This window comes from Gordonia asplenii (genome assembly GCF_012933505.1).
Taxonomy (GTDB): domain Bacteria; phylum Actinomycetota; class Actinomycetes; order Mycobacteriales; family Mycobacteriaceae; genus Gordonia; species Gordonia asplenii.
On the sequence record NZ_JABBNB010000012.1, the window covers coordinates 132,108 to 153,514 of the forward strand.

At 69.8% G+C, this 21,407-nt stretch carries 2 protein-coding genes (1 of these 2 only partly in view); both read left to right on the plus strand.

Annotated elements, in window-relative coordinates; translation table 11 throughout:
- Positions 1–8,082: a non-ribosomal peptide synthetase gene (locus tag HH308_RS13630; protein WP_246284586.1), complete on the plus strand. Its 8,082-nt coding sequence runs from the start codon at positions 1–3 to the stop codon at positions 8,080–8,082.
- Positions 8,079–21,407, plus strand: the start of a protein-coding gene (locus HH308_RS13635) for a non-ribosomal peptide synthase/polyketide synthase (protein ID WP_170194755.1). 14,838 nt of this gene lie beyond the right edge of the window; only the first 13,329 of its 28,167 coding nucleotides appear in the window; it begins with the start codon at positions 8,079–8,081; the stop codon falls past the right edge of the window. Before HH308_RS13630 ends, HH308_RS13635 begins: the two co-directional genes overlap by 4 nt.

The window sequence follows — 21,407 nt, forward strand, 5'->3', positions numbered from 1 at the left end:
TTGGCCAGAGGTCATGTCCCGACGACCGATCGCGCGGACGCGCCTCGGCTGCCGCTGACTGCTGCCCAACGGGGCATGTGGTTCGCCGAGAACCTGTCTCCGGGGTACTCGGTGAACATCGCGCAGTACGTCGACCTCGGCTACGCCCCGGGAACACTCGATCATCGACTACTGGCACAGTGCCACGAATCCGCTTGTCGTGCACTCGAATCACCATTCTTGCGGATTTCCCTCGATGACGGCGACCCACGCCAGCGCGTCGACCTCGACTATCAGACGGTCGACGTCATCGACCTGCGCGCCGAAGCGGACCCCGAGGCGGCGGCCCACGCGTGGATGCGGGGCGACTACCAGCGGACGCTCGATCTGCTGACCGACCAGCTGGTGGTGTCGGCGCTGCTTCGGATCGCCGACGACCGCACGCTGTGGTACATGCGCGGTCATCACATCGTCATCGACGGCTACTCGGCCCTGACCATGCTGCGGATGACCGCTGAGCGTTACAACGCCGCACTGCGCGGCACGGACATCATCGAACCGCCACGAGCCACGGTCGCCGAGATCGTCGACGACGAGCATCGCTACGGCGCAAGCACCCGCCGCGAGGCCGATCGCGCGTATTGGCGTGATCGTGCCGTCGACCTGCCGCAGCGCGTGACGCTGTCCAAAGTCACCGCGCCGGCATCGCTGTCGGCGCAGAACGCAGTCGCCCATGCGACGCTCGACGCCGACGTGACCGCCCGGCTGGAGGAGATCGCGCGGACTCTTTCGACGTCGCCGGCGGTCGTCCTCGCCGCCGCGACGGCGGTGCTCTTCGCCCGGATGACCGACAGCTCCGACATCGTGTTGTCGCTGCCGGTGACCGGCCGCGCGAGCGCACGTATCAAGAATGCGGGTGGGATGCTCGCGAACATCGTGCCGATCCGAGTCGGGGTGGAGTCGACCGAGCGCCTCGCCGACGTCGTCGCGCACGTGCGCACCGAGCTGACCGGCGCACTGCGTCATCAGCGTTATCGGTCCGAGGACATCCGGCGTGAGGCTGGATTATCCAGCGACGCAACCAGTTTCGGCCCGATCGTCAACGTGATGTTCTTCGACCGGCCGATCGCGATCGACGGCACCTCGGCGTCGTATCACATCCTCAGTTCGGGGGTGCTCGAAGATCTGCGCGTCAATCTGTACCGGGCCGGTCCGGGTGAGCCCGTCGTCGTCGACCTGCATGGAAACCGAAACCTGTATTCGCAGCGCGAGATCGAGCGCCATCATGCGCGGTTGATGAGCGTGATCGCGCAGTTGGCCACTGACCCGAACCGGCAGGTGGGCCACGTCTCGGTGCTCACCGAGACCGATCGCACCGAGATATCCCGATGGGAACGCGGGCGGCGGGTCGACTACCAGATCACCTCGCGCACCCACTTGCTCGACGCATTCGATCGGACGGTCGCGACGAGCCCCGATGCCCCCGCGGTGCGCTACGCGGGAGTGACGCACAGCTACGCGCAGTTCGACGCCCTGGTGGACCTCATCGCGGCCCGACTCCGCGGTGACGGGATCGTCTCGGGTGCCCGGGTGGCGATCGCCGTCCCGCGCGGACCGCGGCAGGTCGCAGCGGTGTACGCGACCCTCCGGCTGGGCGCGACGTACGTCCCGATCGGGGACACCGACCCGCAGGATCGCCGCCGACTCGTCCTCGACGCCGCAGCGCCCGCGGTGATCGTCGACGACTCCTACCTCTCCGGCATACCCGACGACCCGGTCGATCGATCCGGCACACCACGCGTCGCGCGGCCCGCTCAACCACCGGCGAGCGCGTACATCATCTTCACCTCGGGATCGACGGGGTTGCCCAAGGGCGTCGAGGTGGGGCACGCCGCAGTCGCGAACCGGCTCGCCTGGATGCAGGAGCACTACCCGCTCGACAACTCCGACGCGGTGCTCTACAAGACCCCCATCACCTTCGACGTTTCCGTCTGGGAACTGTTGTGGCCGTTGGCAATCGGCGCCCGCATGGTCATCGCCGCACCCGGCGGACACCGCGATCCGCGGTATCTGGTCACGCTGATCGACGACGAGTCGGTCTCGACGCTGCACTTCGTGCCGTCGATGCTCGACGTCTTCGTCGACGTCATCGGAGCCGACGAGGACGCCGGTCGGCTGGCGCAGACCACATCCGTCCGGCAACTGTTCACTTCCGGCGAAGCATTGCCGCACAGCCTCGCGGCACGCGTGATGTCCCGGTTGCCCGACCTCGACGTGATCAACCTGTACGGCCCCACCGAGGCGGCGGTCGACGTCACCGAGCACCGCGTCGCCATCACCGACCAGCCGGTGCCGATCGGCACTCCGGTCCCGAATACGACTGTGCACGTGCTGGATTCGCATCTCACTCCGACGCCGGCAGGTGTCTCCGGCGAGCTGTACCTGGCCGGTGTGCAACTCGCCGACGGCTACGTCGGCCGGATGGCGCTGAGTGCGGAGCGGTTCGTCGCCGACCCGTTCGCGATCGGGCAACGCATGTACCGGACCGGCGATCTCGTCCGCTGGAATCATCTCGGTCAGCTGGAGTACTTGGGGCGCAGTGACTTTCAGCGCAAGATTCGCGGCCAGCGAGTCGAGCTCGGTGATATCGAGGCGCAGATCGCGGCCGAGCCGACGGTCGACGCCGTCGCGGTCGTTGTGCGCGAGGACCGCGGCCGCCCGGAACTGGTCGCCTACATCAAGCCGGTCACCGCGTCACCGTCGCACGACGACGTCGCCCCCTATGAGCGATTCTGCCGCCGTCGCCTGGCGTCGCACATGGTGCCGTCGGTGATCGTCCTCGTCGAGTCGTTCGTGTTGAACTCGTCCGGCAAGCTCGACCGGTCGGCACTGCCCGTGCCCGACTACGAGCGCCGGACCCCGCGGGTGTTCGTGCCGCCGACGTCGGCGACCGAACTCGCGGTCGCCGATCTGCTCCGCGAACTGCTGGCCGTCGAGCGAATCAGCATGCGCGACAGCATCTTCAGACTGGGTGGCGATTCGCTGCTGGCCGCGCGGCTGGTTGCGCGGCTGCATACCGACCACGGGATGGACCTGACGCTCACCGCCGTCTTCGACGCCGCCGACGTGGGCGAACTCGCAGCGGCGGCGACACCCGCGGCATCGATCGCGGCGGGGCCGGTGCCCGCGCGGCCCGAGGTGCTCGAGTTGTCGCCGATGCAGAGTCGACTGTGGTTCGTTCACCACATCGAGCCGAGCTCTGCGACCTACAACATGCCCGGAGCGGTGTGGATCAGCGACTTCCACGCCGGGGCCATGGCGGCGGCGGTCGCCGATGTCGTCGAGCGGCACGAAGTACTGCGCACGCGCTATCCCGCCGTCGGGGGCGAGCCGCGCCAGGAGATCCTGCCGGCCGCGCCACCTGCCGACGGGCTGTTCACCGTGCTCGCCGAGACCGGCCCGGGCATCGTCGCCGCGGCACGCCGTTATGCGGCAACGGGATTCGACATCACCGCGGCACCGCCGCTGCGGGTACTCGCCGTCACCGACGCCGATCGTGCGGCCGCCGACGCCCTGCTGGTCGTCGTCCTGCATCACATCGCGGCCGACGGTGCGTCGCTGCCGATCCTCCTCTCCGAACTACTCGCCGCCTACTCGGCGCGCCGGGCAGGCGCCGCGCCACGGTGGGCCCCGTTGGCCACCCACTACGCCGACGTCGCGCTCACGACGCAGGCCGCACTCGGCGACATCGACGATCCCACCTCCGAGATGTACCGGCAGGCGCAGTTCTGGGCCCGCGAATTGTCCGGTGCCACATCCGAGTTGGCGCTGCCGACGGATCATCCGCGACCCGCCCTGGCGACCGGGCGGGGCGGATATGTCGATGTGGAACTCGATGCCGCGTCGCTGGCGCCGCTCACCGAACTGGCGGCCGCCGCGGGCGTCACGTTGTTCACCGTCTTGCACGCGGCGGTGGCGCTGGTGCTGAGCCGGGTCGGCGGCACCGACGACGTATCGATCGGAACCGCGGTGGCGGGCCGTCGACATCCCGGCGCCGAAGCGTTGATCGGGATGTTCGTCAACACTGTCGTGCTGCGGACCCGGGTCGAACCCGGCATGCGTGTGATCGATTTCCTCGCCGAGGCGCAGCGGGTCCGCGGACGTGCGCTGTCGCATGCCGACATCCCGTTCCAGCAGATCGTCGATGCCGCGGCCCCCGGACACCCGCCGTCGCCGTCACCGCTGTTCGCAGTGATGATCACGATGCTCACCGACGTCGTCGAGGACGCGCTGATCGACGCCGGACTGCAGCAGGTCGACGTCCGGCCGCCGGTGGCGAAATACGATCTGACGATCAGCTTCGCGCGCCGCCGCGGTGTCGAGGGTGACCGCCTCGCCATCGAATTCTCTTATGCCACCGACATTTTCGCTCAATCGACGGTGCTGCGCGTCGCCGACTGGATGTTCGCGGTACTCACCGAGATGGCACATTCACCGACGGGGCGGCTCGCGCACCTCGACCTCTTCGACGTCCGTCGGGCCCTCGATTCGGCGCAGCCGCGGACCCGAGTCCGGCCGACGACCATGCGCGCGTTGATCGCCGAGGGCATCGCATCGGCCCAACCGCATGCCGTCGCGATATCCGGTGAGTCCGAGGTGACCTACTCGGTGCTCGCATCCCGGGTCAATCAGACTGCGCGCGAATTGATTTCGCGGGGCATCGGCCCGGGCGACGTGGTGGCGGTCCTGGCCCGGCGGTCCGCGACGTCGGTCTGTGCCGCCTTGGCGATCAACGCCGCGGGCGCGGCCTTCGTGACGATCGACCCCACCCATCCCGCCGACCGCCGCGCCGCACTGCTCGCCGACAGCGGGGCGGTGCTCGCGCTCACCATCGGCGAGTTCGCCGACGATGAGCCGGTCGAGAACGGATCGAGCGTCGCGCTGCTGATACTCGACGATCCCGCCACCGAATGGCAGCTCGCCGGACACCGGGCCACCACGGTCACCGACGACGAATTGTGCCGCCGCACTTCGGTCGACGACCTGGCGTACCTGATCTACACCTCCGGATCGACCGGCACTCCCAAGGCAGTCGCGGTGACCAACCGGGGGTTGGCGAACTTCACCGACAATCTGCAGCGCAAGTTCGGCGCCACCGCGAGTTCGCGGGTTCTGCATGTCGCCTCGCCGACGTTCGACGCGTCGATCCTCGAGCTGATGACGGCCTTCGCGGTCGGCGGGCGCCTGGTCGTGGCGCCGCCGGAGGTGTTCGCCGGCCGTGAGCTCGAACAACTGATCGCCGCCCACAAGGTCACCCACCTGCTGCTCACGCCGTCGGCGCTGGCCACCATAGACCCCGCCACGACGGGCTCATTGCGCGTGGTCATCAGCGCCGGGGAGGCCTGCCCGGGTGAGCTCGTCCGGCGCTGGGGCGGGCGGCGCGGCTGCGGGTTCTACAACCTCTACGGGCCAACCGAGGTGACCGTGTGGTCCACCACCGACGGCCCCCTCGGCGCCGACGACGCCGTCACCGTCGGCGATCCGATCGACGGCATCGGCGCGGTGATCCTCGACGCCGCACTGCGCCCGACGCCCGACGGCGTCGCGGGCGAGCTGTACCTCGCCGGCGACCAGCTGGCCCGCGGCTACCTGGGGCGGCCCGATCTGTCGTCGACCCGATTCGTCGCGAACCCGTTCACCCCCGGCACCCGGATGTACCGCACCGGCGACCGCGTCACCCGGGGCGCCGACGGACGGCTGATCTATCACGGCCGCAACGATTTCCAACTCAAGATCCGTGGTCTGCGGATCGAGCCCGGCGAGATCGACGCCGTGCTGTCGCGGCACCGGGAGGTCGCCAACTCGGTCACCCTAGGTGTCCCCGGACCGGCTGGCGCGACGGTACTGGTGTCGTATGTGGTGCTCGTCGGCGGTGCCGACGTCACCGCGGCTCAGTTGCAGGCCCACGCGGCACATGCGTTGCCCGCCTACATGATTCCCGACCACATCTCGATCATCGACGAGTTTCCGGTGACGTCGGTCGGCAAGATCGACCGGGGCCGACTGCCGGCGATCGATTTCGCGGTCACCGCGGACTTCGTCGCCCCGCGCACCGAGCTGGAGTCGGTCATCGGCGACGTCGTCGGGCAGATCCTCGGTCTCGCGCGGGTGAGCGTGACCGACAGCTTCTTCGAGCTCGGCGGCAATTCGCTGTCGGCGACGCGCGTCGCGGCGAAGCTCTCCGACATCACCGCCCAACCGGTCAGCGTCCGTGAAATCTTCGACAACCCAACGGTTTCCGCGTTGGCCGGACTCGTCGAGGGGGTCCTGGCGGGTCGGCCGTCGACGCCGATGACCGCACGCAGGCACACCGAGATCGTGCCGTTGTCGGCCCTGCAGCGCGGCATGTGGCTGGCCAATCAGGTCGACCCGGACTCCGCCGCCTACAACGTCGCACTGGCGCTGCGGCTGACCGGAGTGATCGACATCGCGGCGCTCGCCGCGGCCGTCGACGACGTCATCGACCGGCACGAGGCACTGCGCACCCGATACCCGTACATCGACGGTGCGCCGGTGCAGGTCATCGCGCCGGTCTCGGCGGCCCGTCACGGCGCGCTGCGAGTCATCGAGGTCGACGGCGACGAAGCCACGGCGATCGCCGAACTGACCAACCGCGGCTTCGACCTGGCCGCCGAACCGCCGGTGCGTGCTGCGCTGCTCGAGGTCGCGCCCGGAGTACACGTGATCGTCGTCGTCGTGCATCACATCAGCGCGGACGGGGCGTCGATGGTGCCGCTCGCCGCGGACCTGGGTCATGCCTACCAACAGCGGCTGGCCGGCTCGGCGCCCTCGTGGCGACCGCTGGCGGTGCAGTACGCGGACTTCACCGAATGGCACCACGACCGCCTCGCCGAACCGGTCGCCGACGGCGGCACCGAGCGCGATCGCCAACTCGACTACTGGCGCGAGCGGTTGGACGGCGCGCCCGGGCTCCTCGAAATCATCGCCGACCGTCCCCGGCCCGCGACGCCGACGTACGCCGGTGGGCGGGTCACCGCCACCGTGGCACCGCATACGGTCGCCGCACTGGAAGCGCTGGCCCGCGTCGGCGGCACCACCCTGTTCCTCGTCGCCCACGCCGCTTTCGCGGTGCTGCTGCGCCGGCTGTCAGGGCAACGCGACATCGTCGTCGGCACGCCCTATGCGGGCCGGGGGCGCGGCGAACTCGACGGCGTGGTCGGGATGTTCGTCAACACCCTTGCGCTGCGGACCGTCGTCGCCGACGATGAGCCGTTCGTCGATCTGCTCGGCCGCGTTCGCGGGGGCGATCTCACCGACATGGCCCACGCGGACGTCGCGTTCGACGACATCGTCGCCGCCGTGCTGGACTCGCCGCCGGTCAATTACAACCCGATCTATCAGGTACTGTTCGTCTTCCAGAACATCACCCTCCCGACGTTGCACCTCGATGCGCTGACGGTCGAGCCGGTGTCCGAGGGACTGGTGTCGGCGAAGGTCGATCTCACCCTGACGCTGTTCCCAGACCCGCGCACCGGCGAGCTGAGGGCCGAATTCGACTATGCGACAGATCTTTTCGATCAATCGACGATCGAGGTCGTCGCGCACGGCTACCTCGCGCTGCTCGAAGCGATCGTGGCAGATCCGCACCTGCCGGTCGGCGACCTGAGCTACAGCTCGGCGCCGCTGCACCTCGCTCCGGCGGGCGCCGAGGCGTCGACCGATCCACTGCCGACCCTGCTCTCCGCCGCCGCCGTCATCGATCCGACCGGGGTCGCGGTGGCCCTCGACGGCGTCGACGTGACGTTCGGCGACCTCGCGGAGACGACGACCGCGATGGCGATCGGAGCGGGAACCGACCTCGACTCCAGCCTCACCATGGCGCTCATGGGTCTGCTGCCCGACCTCGCCCTAGCCGGTGCCGCCGAACTCGACGCGGTGCTGGTGGCGTTGCGCACCAATGCGCGGACGGTCGTCGACGCAGCCACGAGTCACCCGACGGACAGCCACCAGACGGACAGCCACCAGACGGACAGCCACAAGGCGGGGCGCCACACGACGGAAAAGGGAGTCAACCCGACGTGACGGCATCGCAGTCACCGGGACCCGGGGACGCGGTGTGGTGGGCCGCCAGTCCGGATCCGGTCGAGTTGATCGCGGCCACCGCTGCCGCGCACCCCGACACGCCCGCCATGACCGCGCCGCAGGTCACCTTCGCCGAGCTCGACCGGCGGATGGCCCCGCTGGTAAAGGTGTTCGCGGCGCGGGGCATCGGCGCCGACGGAGTGATCACCACGGTGCTGACCGGGTTACTGCGCGCGGACGCACCGGCTGGAGCGACGCCTGATCCGGCGGCGTTGGCCGCACGTGCCAAAGCGGCAGCGAAGGAGGTACTTCGCACCGCCCAGACATTGCGGTCGGCCGGCGCACACACCCTCGCCACAGTCTTCGTCGAGACGGCACGGCTGCACGCCGATGCGGTGGCGGTCGTCGACCCTACCGGCCAGCGGCTGACGTATCGGGAGCTCGCCGCGGCGTCGGCGGTGGTTGCCGATCGGCTCGCCGGAGGTGGCATCGGTCCGGAATCCCTTGTCGCGCTGGCTATGCCGCGCACGATCGAGCTCATCATCGCGATCCTCGGCGTGCTGCGGGCGGGATCGGCGTATCTGCCGCTGGACACCGCACACCCGCCCGCGCGGCTGCGGGGCATCGTCGCCGATGCCGCGCCCGCTCTGCTGATCAGCGGCGACGGCGTCGAGCCGATCGAGGGCTTGGCCGTCGACGCCGTCCGGTTGCGATCGCTTCTCGACGGTCCGGTACCAGCCGACGTCCCGGCAGAACCCATTGCGTCTCAACCGGATTCGGCCGCGTACGTCATCTACACCTCGGGTTCGACGGGGCGGCCGAAAGGCGTGGTGGTCACACACGCCAATGCCCTCGCGATGATGTCCGCGGTGCGGCGCAGCATGGCCTTCGACGAGCGCGACGTATGGACGATGTTCCATTCCTACGCATTCGACTTCTCGGTCTTCGAGATCTGGGGACCGCTGCTGTTCGGCGGCCGACTGGTGATCGTCGACCATCTCACCTCGCGCTCACCCGACGAGTTCGCCGCGCTGCTCGACGCCGAGCGAGTGAGCGTGCTGTCGCAGACGCCGTCGGCGTTCTATCAGTTGGCAGCAGCACTGCGGGCGAAGCCCGACGGGCCGCCGTTGGCGTTGCGGCACATCGTCTTCGGTGGCGAAGCCCTCGACTACGCCGCGGTGGCGCGTTGGTACTCCGACCGTGCGCAGGATCGTCGGGCCGACCCGGCACTCGTCAACATGTACGGCATCACCGAGACGACCGTACACGTCACTTACGTGGAACTGAGCGCCGAAGCCACCGCCGGCGGACCGGCATCCGACGTCGGGGCGGCACTGCCCGGGCTGACGGTGCACCTGCTCGACGAGCGGCTCAACGCCGTCTCAGAAGGCGTCCCCGGCGAGATCTACGTCGCGGGCGGTCAGGTCAGCCGAGGCTACCTTGCACGGCCCGGACTGACGGCGGCACGCTTCGTCGCCGACCCGTTTGCGGCCGACGGCTCGGTCATGTACCGCAGCGGTGATCTCGCGGTGCGCCGCCGCGGCGCGCTGAACTATCTCGGGCGCGGCGACGCGCAGGTCCAGTTGCGCGGATTCCGCATCGAACTCGGCGAGGTCGAGGCCGCATTGGCCTCCCAGCCCGGCGTCGGCGCAGCCGGTGCGGCTATCAAGTCGACGACGGGCCGCGACCTCCTCGTCGGCTACGTGGTGGCCGAAGAAGCTGCGGCACTGGACAACTCAGCCATCCGCGCGGCCCTTGCGGTCACACTGCCCGCGCATATGGTGCCCGACGCCGTCGTCGACGTGGCGAGGCTCCCGCTCACCGTCAACGGCAAACTCGACCGCGCCGCGCTGCCCGACCCGAGCTTCGTCGTCGATGCCGGCCACGTGGCGCCGGCAACCGATCTCGAAGCGGCCATCCTCGAGATCATCGAGTCCGTCGTCGCGGTAGGCGATCTCGGGGTGACCGCGTCCATCTTCGACACCGGCGGCAATTCGCTTGTGGCCGTGGAGATCGCCTCCCGGATAGCGGCCGAACTCGGTGTCGTGCTCAGCGTGCGCGACGTCTTCGCGGCACCCACCGCACGTGGCCTGGCCGACCTCGTCGGTACGCGCGGCCCCGCCGAGACGCAGACGGCGCCCGGTCCGACAGCAGATCTCACCCTCGTCCCGCGGCCACGGCCGCAACGCATTCCGCTGTCGCACGCCCAGCAACGCCTCTGGTTCATCGCGCAACTCGACCCGGACAGCGCCGCCTACCACATTCCATTCGTTCTGCGTTTTCGTCAGCAGGCGGGGACACCGTCGCAGTCGCCGGTCGACGTCGACGCACTGGCCGGGGCCGTCGCCGACGTCGTGGACCGCCACGAGGCGCTACGGACCCGCTTCGTCATGACCGACGGCGTCGCTGAACAGGACGTCGTCGAGTCGGCGGAGCATCGGCCCGACGTCGAGACGGTCGACGCCGATGAAGGCACCGACCCCGCGCAATTGATCGCGGAGGCAGTGAGCGAGCCGTTCGATCTCTCGGCCGCACCGCCGATGCGCGCGCGGATCATCCGTACCAGCGCGGGAGAATGCCTGCTGGTGCTCGTTCTGCATCACGTCATCGCCGACGGTGCCTCACTACTGCCGCTAACGCGTGACCTGCTGACCGCATACACCGCCCGACGCGGTGACGGGCCGGGCCTCGCAGCGCGCCCCGAGGTGCAGTACCGGGACTACACACTGTGGCACCGGGACCGACTCGGCGCGGCCGACGACGTCGATTCGCTTGCCGCCCAACAGCTCTCCTACTGGGCACGATCCCTAGAGGGCATCCCCGACGTATTGTCCCTGCCCACCGATCGTCCGCGCCCACCGGTGCAGTCGCGTGCCGCGGCGGTGCTGCGATTCGACGTCGCGCCGCAGCTGCACGCGACGTTGGCGCAGTACGTGCGCCACAGCGGGTCGTCGATGTTCATGACCCTGCACGCGATCTGGGTCGTCGTGCTGTCCCGGCTCGCCGGGGAGACCGACGTCGTCGTCGGCACCCCGTACGCCGGACGCGGTGTGCGCGGACTGGACGACCTCGTCGGCATGTTCGTCAACACGCTCGCTTTGCGGACCACCGTCGACGGTGCGGAATCCTTTGCCGCCCTGAGCAATCGGGTCCGCGACGCCGATCTCGAGGCGATGACCAACGCCGACGTCCCCTTCGACATGGTCACCGATCTCGTCGCTCCGCCCCGGAGCACCGCGTTCGCCCCGATCTTCCAGGTCGCGTTGCTGTTCCACGAGGCGAACTCCGTCATACCCGACCAGGCGGGCCTGCACGTCGAGATCGTCGAACAGTTCCGCGATCTTACCGACAACGATCTGGCGATCACCTTCGTCAGCGGGCTCGCCCGCGCCGCCGACGGCTCGCCGTCGCTGTCCGGCGTCGTCGAATATGCCGCGGATCTGTTCGACGAGCCGACGATCCGCAGATTCGTCGACGTGTTCGAAACCGTTGCGCGGCAGGTGCTGACTACGCCGCAGATTCCGGTCGGCGACGTGAATCTGACGGAGTCGGGTGACCCGCTCGCCGCGGCCCGGCCGTCGACGCCGGCCGTGCGACCGGCGCCCCTCGCGCAGCTGTGGCGGGGCTTCCCGGGACGGCCGGACCGTCCTGCGCTCATCTCCGGCGACCGGCAGCTGACCTACGCCGAATTCCGCGAGCGGGTGAACAGGATTGCGAGCCAACTCATTTCCCGCGGCGTCGGCCCCGGCGACGTGGTCGCGGTCGGGCTGCCCCGGTCGGTCGGTGCCGTCGTCGCGGTGTGGGGTGTCGTGGCGTCGGGTGCCGTGTTCCTATCCGTCGACCCCGCGCTACCCGGCGAGCGGATCGCCTATCTGCTCGCCGACTCCGGTGCACGTTGCGGCATCACCGAGCCGGAACACCGTGCCGCACTCGGGGATTCGTCCTGCGAATGGATGCTGCTCGGCGACCTGCTCGATGCGCCCGACCCGGCCGACACCGCTGCCGACGAGATCGCCCGCGTCACCCCCGAACTCGACCACCTCGCCTACCTCGTCTACACCTCGGGCTCCACCGGGCGGCCCAAGCAGGTGGCGGTGAGCAACCGCGGCATCGCCGAACTCGTTGCGGCGCAACGGCAGTTACTCGACGCCGACGCCCGTACCCGGGTACTCCACGTCGCGGCGCCCAGCTTCGACGCCGCATTCTTCGAGATGCTCTGGGCTTTCGGCAGCGGTGTACCGCTGGTGATCGCCCCCGCCGACGTCTACGCCGGTGAGCGGCTCGACGCCGTGATCGCCGACGGTGCGGTCACCGCGATGGTCGTCACGCCCTCGGTGCTTGCCACCCTCGACCCGGCTGCCCCGTCGGTGCGGCTGGTGGCCGCCGCGGGTGAGGCGCTGCCGGCAGAGCTGGTGGCGCGCTGGGCGATCGGCAGCCGCCGCATCGCGAATCTGTACGGCCCGGCAGAGGCCACGGTGTGGGCGAGCGCCGCCACGGTGGACGGCGACGAGCCGGTGACCATCGGTCTCGGCGTCGCCGGATACGCCACGCGAGTGTTGGACACCCGGCTGCATCCGGTGCCGCTGGGTGTGGTCGGTGAGCTGTATCTGTCCGGTCCGGGCCTGGCGCACGGGTACGGCGGACGGTCGGCGCTGACCGCCACACGCTTCGTTGCGGACCCCCATGGGAGTCCCGGCGCCCGCATGTACGCCACCGGCGACCTGGTGCGGGTGATCCAGACGAGTTCCGGTGTCGCGCTGGCGTTCGCGGGGCGAGCCGACCACCAGATCAAGATCAACGGACAACGCATCGAGCTCGGCGAACTGGAGTCGGTGCTGGCCGAACTCGACGGCGTCAGCGCCGCTGCGGCACTCGCGATCGGCACGCCGCCGACACACCTCGTCGCCGTGGTGAGCGCGGCCGACGGATTCGATGTGACTGACTTCGACGTGGCCGCGGCGACCGCCGCCGTCGCCCGGCGGGTCCCCGCCTACCTGGTGCCGCAGTCGATCACGGTCCTCGACGTGCTGCCGCGGACGTCGAACGGCAAGCTCGACACCAGAGCTCTCGCCGAACTGGTCGGCCGGCCGATCGGCGGTGGACCGTTCATCGCTCCGGACGGTGGTACCGAAAGCGTTGTGGCGGAGGTCTTCTCCGCCGTCCTCGACGTGTCGCCGATCGCCGCCGACGCCTCGTTCTTCGCACTCGGCGGCAACTCGTTGTCCGCCACGCGAGTAGTGGCGCGCGTCGGCGCCGCACTGCACCGCGACATCGGGGTGCGGATGTTGTTCGACGCCCCGACGGTGCGAGAGTTCGCGGCCGCTATCGATGCGGTCGCCGCACCTCGTTACACCGAAGCTCGCGAGCTCGCTTCGGCACTCGGTGAGCGGGGTGGTGACACCGAAGCTCGCGAGCTCGCTTCGGCACTCGGTGAGCGGGGTGGTGACACCGAGGCTCGCGAGCTCGCTTCGGCGCTCGGTGAGCGGGGTGGTTACACCGAGGCTCGCGAGCTCGCTTCGGCGCTCGGTGAGCGGGGTGGTTACACCGAGGCTCGCGAGCTCGCTTCGGCATTCGGTGAGCGGGGTGGTGACACCGAGGCTCGCGAGCTCGCTTCGGCACTCGGTGAGCGGGGCGGCGCGACTATCGGACCAGACTGGGACGCCACCACGGTGCGGCCCGCCGTGCTGGAACTGTCCGCCGCGCAGCGTCGGATGTGGTTCCTGAACCGATTCGACGCCGACTCCGACGCCTACCACATCCCCATGCTGTTCGCGCTCGACGGCGACGTGAATCCCGACGCGCTGCGTGCGGCGGTCGCCGATGTCGTTGCGCGCCACGAGATTCTGCGCACGGTCTACCCCGCCGACGGCGACTCGGTCCCGCACCAGGAGATCATCGAGCCGACCACGGCGACCGCACGCCTGGAGTGGACCGCCGAGACGGTCGCCGACCCCCTCGCCGCGGCGACGGCCCTCATCGCGAGACCGTTCGATGTGACCACCGATCTGCCGATCCGCGCCGCGCTGTTCACCGCGAAAAGATCGTTGTGCGCCATCGTGATTCATCACATCGCCGTCGACGGCGAGTCGGCGCCGGTGCTCGCCGCCGATCTGATGGCGGCCTACGCCGCACGCTGCGCCGGCCGCCCACCGGAATTCGCCGCCCCCGCACCGCAATACGCCGACTACGCACTGTGGCAGACCGCATACCTGGCGAATCACTCCGAACAGCAAGCGGATTACTGGCGGGCACAGCTCGCTGGATCACCCGAAGTCGTGCGGCTGCCGTTCGACCGTCCGCGCAGCATCGATCCGGGCCAACCGCGATCGAAGGACTTCGCCCTCGATGCCGCCACATGGAACGCGTTGCGCGAGTGGAGCAGCGGTCACGGTGCAACCGACTTCATGACCGTCCACGCGGTGCTGGCGACGTTGCTCGCGCGCGTCGGCGCGACCGACGACGTCACCATCGCGACACCGGTCGCCAACCGCGGCACCGAACGCTTCGACGCGCTGATCGGGCTGACGGTGAACACCCTGATCCTGCGGACCCGCATCGAACCGGGGGAGCGATTCGCCGACGTCGTCGCCGCGGTACGCGACGTCGATCTCGCGGCCCTCGACCATGCAGACCTCCCCTTCGAGCGTGTGGTCGAGATCCTCGACCCGGTCCGCTCCGAGCTCGTCGAGCCGCTCGCCCAGGTGATGCTCGTCGTCGACCGTGACCGTAACCAGACGATCACCGTGGCCGGAGCCCGGCTGACGCCGATCGAGCCACCCGTCACCGCGACGAAGTTCGATCTCACGGTCGGGGTCTCGATCACCGACGACGCCGGGCTGCGGATCCAATTCGTCTACCCGGCAGGTCTTTTCGCCGACGAAACGATCGACTGGCTCGGAAGCGCATTCGTCACGCTGTTGCGGGCGGCGGCCCGCTCCGACGTGTCCGAGCGCGCCGGGCGACTGGGCGACGTCGCGCTGCTGTCGGAGCACGCGCGCAGCCGGGTGATGGACTGGTCGGTCGGGCGTCACGTCGAGATACCCGGCCAGTCGCTGTCCGCCGCGATCGATGAGGCGCTGCGTCGTCGGGCCGGCGACGTCGTTCTCGTCGCCGACGACGTCGAGTGGACCGGTGCCGTGTTCGCCGCACACGTCAACCGGTTGGCGCGGCAGCTGATCGCCCGCGGCGTGGGACCGGAGACTCCCGTCGCGGTATGCATGCCGCGGTCGGCGGCGCTGGTGGTCGCCATCCACGCCGTGATCGCGGCGGGCGCGCAGTACGTGCCGGTCGGCGTCGACACGCCGCGCGAGCGGATGGCCCACATCCTCGGATTGAGCGGCGCCACAACAATTCTGATCGACGACGGCCCGCTCCCCGCTGGCGTCGCCGTGCACTCCTGCGTGCGGATCGACGTCGGCGCCGCACCCGACGCCGCGGACGGCGCACAGTTGACCGACGCCGAGCGTCGCGGACCGACGCACCCGGATTCGGCTGCCTACACCATCTTCACGTCCGGTTCGACCGGGCTGCCCAAGGGCGTGACGGTGTCGCATCGGTCGGTCCTCAACCGTCTCCGGTGGGGGATCGACGCGTTCGGCCTCGGCCCGCGGGACTCGGTGCTGCTCAAGACGCCCGCGACCTTCGATGTATCAGTGCCGGAGCTGTGCGGCGCGCTGCTGGCCGGTGCCCGCCTGGTGGTGGCCCGCGCCGACGGCCACACCGACCCCGACTACTTGACGGAAATCGTTGCGGCGCAGTCCATCACCTCGATTCACTTCGTGCCGTCGATGTTGGCGGTCTATCTCGACGTGGTCGAGCCGGCGCGGGTGCGCGCGTTGACGTCGCTGCGCAATGTGTTCTGCTCCGGTGAGGCACTGTCACCCGCACTGGCCGCGCGGGTCCGCGGTGTCTGGCCGGATGCCGCACTCCACGACCTGTTCGGTCCGACCGAGGCGGCCGTCGAGGTGACCGCGCATACCGTGGACCGGGTCGGTGCGCAGCTACCCATCGGGTCACCGGTCTGGAATACCTCGACCTACGTCCTCGACGCCCGGCTCAACCCCGTCCCGGCCGGGGTGCCCGGTGAACTGTATCTCGGCGGCGTCCAGATCGCGCGCGGTTATGCGGCGGCGCCGGCGCTCACCGCCGGACGATTCGTCGCCGACCCGGTCGGGACGGCGGGCGGTCGTCTCTACCGCACCGGCGACCTCGTCTGCTGGACCGGTGACGGCGAACTGATCTATCTGGGGCGCAACGACTTCCAGGTCAAGGTGCGCGGACGGCGCATCGAACTCGGCGAGATCGAATCTGTTCTGCTCGGCGCGCCGGGCATCGTGCACGCCGCGGTGTCGGTGGCCGCCGACGACAACGGAGCCGAACATCTCGTCGGCTACCTCGGCGGAACCGTCGACCTCGACGCCGTGCAGCGAGCAGTGGCGGCCGCGCTGCCGGAATACATGTGGCCCACTCGCTGGGTCGAGCTGGCGCGGGTGCCCCTCAACAGTGCGGGCAAACTCGATCGGCGTGCGCTGCCCGCAGCCCCCTCCGCCTGGGTGTCCGTCGACGCGCGGGTCGACGCGGACGGCGCCGCCGAAACACGCGTGGCCGAGATCGTCGCGGGCCTCCTCGGTGTGCCGAGCGTCGGGGTCACCGAGTCGTTCTTCGCACTCGGCGGCGACTCGATTCTGTCGATTCAGCTGTCGGCGATGTTGCGCCGCAACGGATTCCCGCTGAGCCCCCGGGACATCTTCGAACACAAGACGGTACGTGCGCTGGTCGCCGCGGCGTCGGCGTCGACCGTCGAAGCGGTGCCAGAACTGCCCGGCGGGCCGCGGGGTGCGTTGCCCGCACCGCCCGCGGTGGGCTGGATGCGTGAGATGGCCACGACCGCGGTCGACTACCGGGACTTCTCCCAGGCGATGGTGCTCACCCTGCCGTCGGACGTCTCCGACGCCGACCTGCGCACTCTGCTCACCGCCGTCGTGAAACACCACCCGATGCTGTCCGCGCTGCTCGTCGACGACGAACCGACAGCGACGATGATCGCGGGGGAACCGTTCGACGCCGACGCGGCGCTGCGCGTCGCGCACGCGGATCCCGCTGCGCCGCAATCGATCATCGACGCGCATCGACAGGCATTGGCGGCGTTGGAACCGCACCGGGCACGAATGGTCGCCGCAGTCGCGGTGCGCGGCGTCGACACCGACGGCCGACTTGTTCTCGCCATTCATCACGCGGCGGTCGACGCCGTGTCGTGGGGCGTGATCATCGGCGACCTCGCCACGGCGTGGGCGCAGATGCGCCGCGACGAGCCGATCGCGCTGGAGCCCACCGGCACCTCGATGCGTGCCTGGACCACCGCACTCGCCCGTCGGGCGACCGACGGCGTCGAGCCGCAACGGCAGCCGCCGGAGGATCAGCGTAGTGGTGTCGCGCTGGCCGCGGACTTCTCACCGCGACGCGATCGGATGGCCACCGCGCGGTCGGTCACGCGGACCGTCGGCGAGCAACTTACCGGGGAGATCCTGACGTCGGTCAGTACGGCGTTCCGTGCCGGTGTCGACGATATTCTGTTGGCGGCGTTGATGATCGCGGTTCATCGCGTGCAACCCGACGCACCGGACGGCGTGGCGGTGCTGGTCGAAGGCCACGGGCGCGACGAATCGGCGGTCGGCGGGGCGGATCTGTCGCGCACCGTCGGGTGGTTCACCAGCGTCACCCCGCGCCGGGTGCCCGCGGCGGTACTGGCCGCCGGCGGCGACGCGGGACTCGTCCGAATCATCAAGGCGGTCAAGGAGACTCGGGCGGGCGCGACCGAGCCGGAGCTGACCTTCGGGCTGCATCGCTGGCTGTCGGGGACCCTGGAGCCGGACCCGACCGCGCTACCACCCATCGCTTTCAACTATCTCGGCGCGGGCGGGCGCGGCAGTGTCGATCCGCTCGAATCGGCGGCCTTTGCGCCGGTGGCCGACGCGCCGCGGTTGCCGTCGACGATCGACGCCACCATGGCGGCGCCGGGGGCGTTGTCGGTCACCGTCAATACCGTCGCGTCCGGTGGTGAGCGCCGATTCGTCGTCGACTTCCTCGCTCCGACGGCCAGTCTGAGCGATCGCCGACTGCACAGTGTCGCAACGGGATTTGTCGATGCGCTCGATGAGCTGGTGCGCATCGTGCGACGTATCGGTGATCCGGGACCGAGCCCCTCCGACGTCGCCGGCCGACCGGTCACTCAGGACACCCTCGACGACGTGACGTCGCGGTACCGCGACGCCGAGGTCTGGTCGTTGACGCCGTTGCAGCGCGGCCTGCAATTCCAGGCGGAACTCGCCGCCGCGGACCCGAGCGCCGTCGACGTCTATGTGACTCAGGCCCGGCTGACCTTCGCCGCCGACACCGACACCGAGCGTCTCCGTCGGGCGGCCGAACAACTGGTCAATCACCACGCCACTCTTCGATCCGGCTTCATCCGCAGCGCCACCGGCGAAGTGGTCGCGGTGATTCCCGACCACGTCGACGTACCCTGGCAAAGCACGCGACTGCCCGACGACGTGACCGCGCGCCACGAGCGCGCGAGCGTGGACGCGCTCGCCGACGCCCAGCGCACCGAACCCTTCGACCTGGAACGCCCACCGCTGGTCCGATTCCAATGCGTGCGCGGACCAGACGGGGTGGCGCTCATCGTCACCAACCACCACCTGCTGTTCGACGGGTGGTCGGCCCCGCTCGTCGTCGCCGATCTGCTGTCGTTCTACGCGGCGGGCACTCCGGCCACACCGGCATCCGGCGCCGGGTTCGCCGGACATCTGCGCCGGCTCGCCGCACTCGACGACGCCGCCGCGCTGCGTGCCTGGGCCGACGTCGTCGCCGATCTGCCGGGTCCCACCCTGGTCGCTCCCGGCAGCCGGGCATCCGTCGACGCCCTGCCTGCCGAGCGCGTCGCCGAGCTCGCCGGCCCGAGCGTCGCCGCACTTACCGAAGCGGGCCGCGCGACCGGTGCAACCACCGCGACGATCCTCCAATTCGCCTGGGCGGTACTACTTTCCGCACTCACCGACACTCGAGTGGTCGCCTTCGGAGAGACCGTCTCGGGCCGCCCCGCCGAACTGGACGGCGTCGAGACGATGGTCGGACTCTTCATCAACACGCTGCCGGTGGTGGTCGACGTCGACCCGGCGGCGACCGTCGCGGCGGCGCTGCAGCAACTGCAGCAGCGCAAGGTGTCGGTGCTCGAGCATTCGCACGTCGGTCTGCCCGAGATCACCGCGACGACGCGATTTCCGGCGCTCTTCGACACCCTGACCGTCTACGAGTCGTATCCGGTCGACACCGAAGCCGTTGCGTCCCAAGGGAAACAGGGCGCGAACCTGATCGACGCCACCACCCGCGACAGCACCCACTATCCGCTGAGTCTGATCGCGGCTCCCATCGGAGACGGGTTGCGCCTGTCACTCAAGTTCCTGCCGAGCGCGTTCGACGCTGCCCTCGTCGACGAACTCCTCGACAGCTACCTCACCATCCTCACCGGACTGACCGACGGAACCGACCGTCGCATCGCGTCGCTCGCGCTGACCTCGCCGCGTTCGGCGGAGCGCGCCCTCGCCCTGGCGCGCGGCCCGCGCATCGACCTCGACGCCGCGTCGGTGCCCGCGCAAGTCTTCGCGGCGGCGGCCGCGCACCCCGACGCGATCGCGGTGACCTTCGGGGACGTCGCGGTGACATACGCGGACTTCGCCGCGCGCGTCGCCCGGCTCGCCTACCGGCTGATCGACCTCGGAGTGAACGCGGACGACACCGTCGCGGTCAGCATCGCCCGATCGGTCGAGATGCTGGTCGCGATCCACGCGGTGGGCGCGGCCGGGGCGGGCCATCTGCCCATCGACGTCGACACGCCGACGCCTCGCGCGGAACAGATGCTGGCGGCCGGCGGTGCCCGCATCGTCATCGTGTCGGGTGCGGGACCGGCGACCGTCGCGGCGGCGGTCGTGCTGGCCGGCGGTCTGCTCGTCGACGCCGCGGCCGACTCATTCGTCACGGGACCCGAAGTGGCGCAACGGATCGCGGTCCGACGCCCGGACTCGCTCGCCTACACGTTGTTCACCTCCGGTTCGACCGGCCGCCCCAAGGGCGTCGCGGTGTCGTCGCAGGCCATCGTCAACCGACTCGACTGGATGCAGCGCGATCATCCGATCGGCATCGGCGACGTCGTCGTGCAGAAGACCCCGGTCACCTTCGACGTCTCGGTGTGGGAGCTGTTCTGGCCGCTGACCCGGGGCGCCACCGTGGCGATCGCCGAACCGGGGCGCCACGGCGACCCGGCGTATCTCGCCGAACTCATCACTGCGCGACGAGTATCGGTGATCCACTTCGTGCCGTCGATGCTCGCCGCATTCGCCGACGTCGTCGGAGTCGGCGGACTGTCGCGGCTGTCGACTTTACGGCTCATGTTCACCTCCGGTGAGGCGCTGACACCGGCGACCGCACAGTCGGTCGCCACCGCGATGCCCGGCCTCGCGCTGCACAATCTGTACGGCCCGACCGAGGCGGCGGTGGACGTGACGCAGGCGCGTGTGCGCGCGGGAGACGCCGGAGTACCGATCGGACGCCCCGTGGCGAACGTCTTCGCGGTGGTGCTCGATCGGTCCCTGCGCCCGGTTCCGGCCGGAGTGCCCGGTGAGCTGTACCTGGGCGGCGTGCAGCTCGCTCGCGGCTACGCGGCGGCGCCGGCACTGACCGCGGAACGCTTCGTCGCCGACCCGTTCACCGGTGGAGAGCGGCTCTACCGCACCGGCGACGTCGTGGTGCGCGACGCGACCGGGACGCTGAACTATCTGGGCCGCAGCGACTTTCAGGTGAAGCTCGCCGGGCAGCGGCTGGAACTCGGCGAGATCGAAACGGTCCTGGCGGGCGCGCCCGGCGTGGTCACCGCGGCCGCCGCGGTGGTGGCCGGGCCCGGCGGTGACGTGCTCGTCGGGTATGCGAGCCCGGCGTCGGTATCGCTCGATGAGCTCAATTCGGTTGTGTCCGAGCATCTCCCGGCCTTCATGCGTCCGACGCGGTGGGTGCTCCTCGACGAGCTGCCGTTGGGCTCGGCGGGAAAGATCGACCGAAAGGCCCTGCCCGCACCCACTTTCGGTGACACCGACGAGTTCGTCGAACCGGCGACGGCCACCGAGACCGCGCTGGCCGACATCGTGGCCGAGGTTCTCGGTCAGCAAAGAGTCGGTGTCACCGAGTCGTTCTTCGCACTCGGCGGCAACTCGCTGTCGGCGACGCGGGTCGCCGCGCAGGCGACGTCGAGGCTCGGCGTCGAAACCACCGTGCGCGAT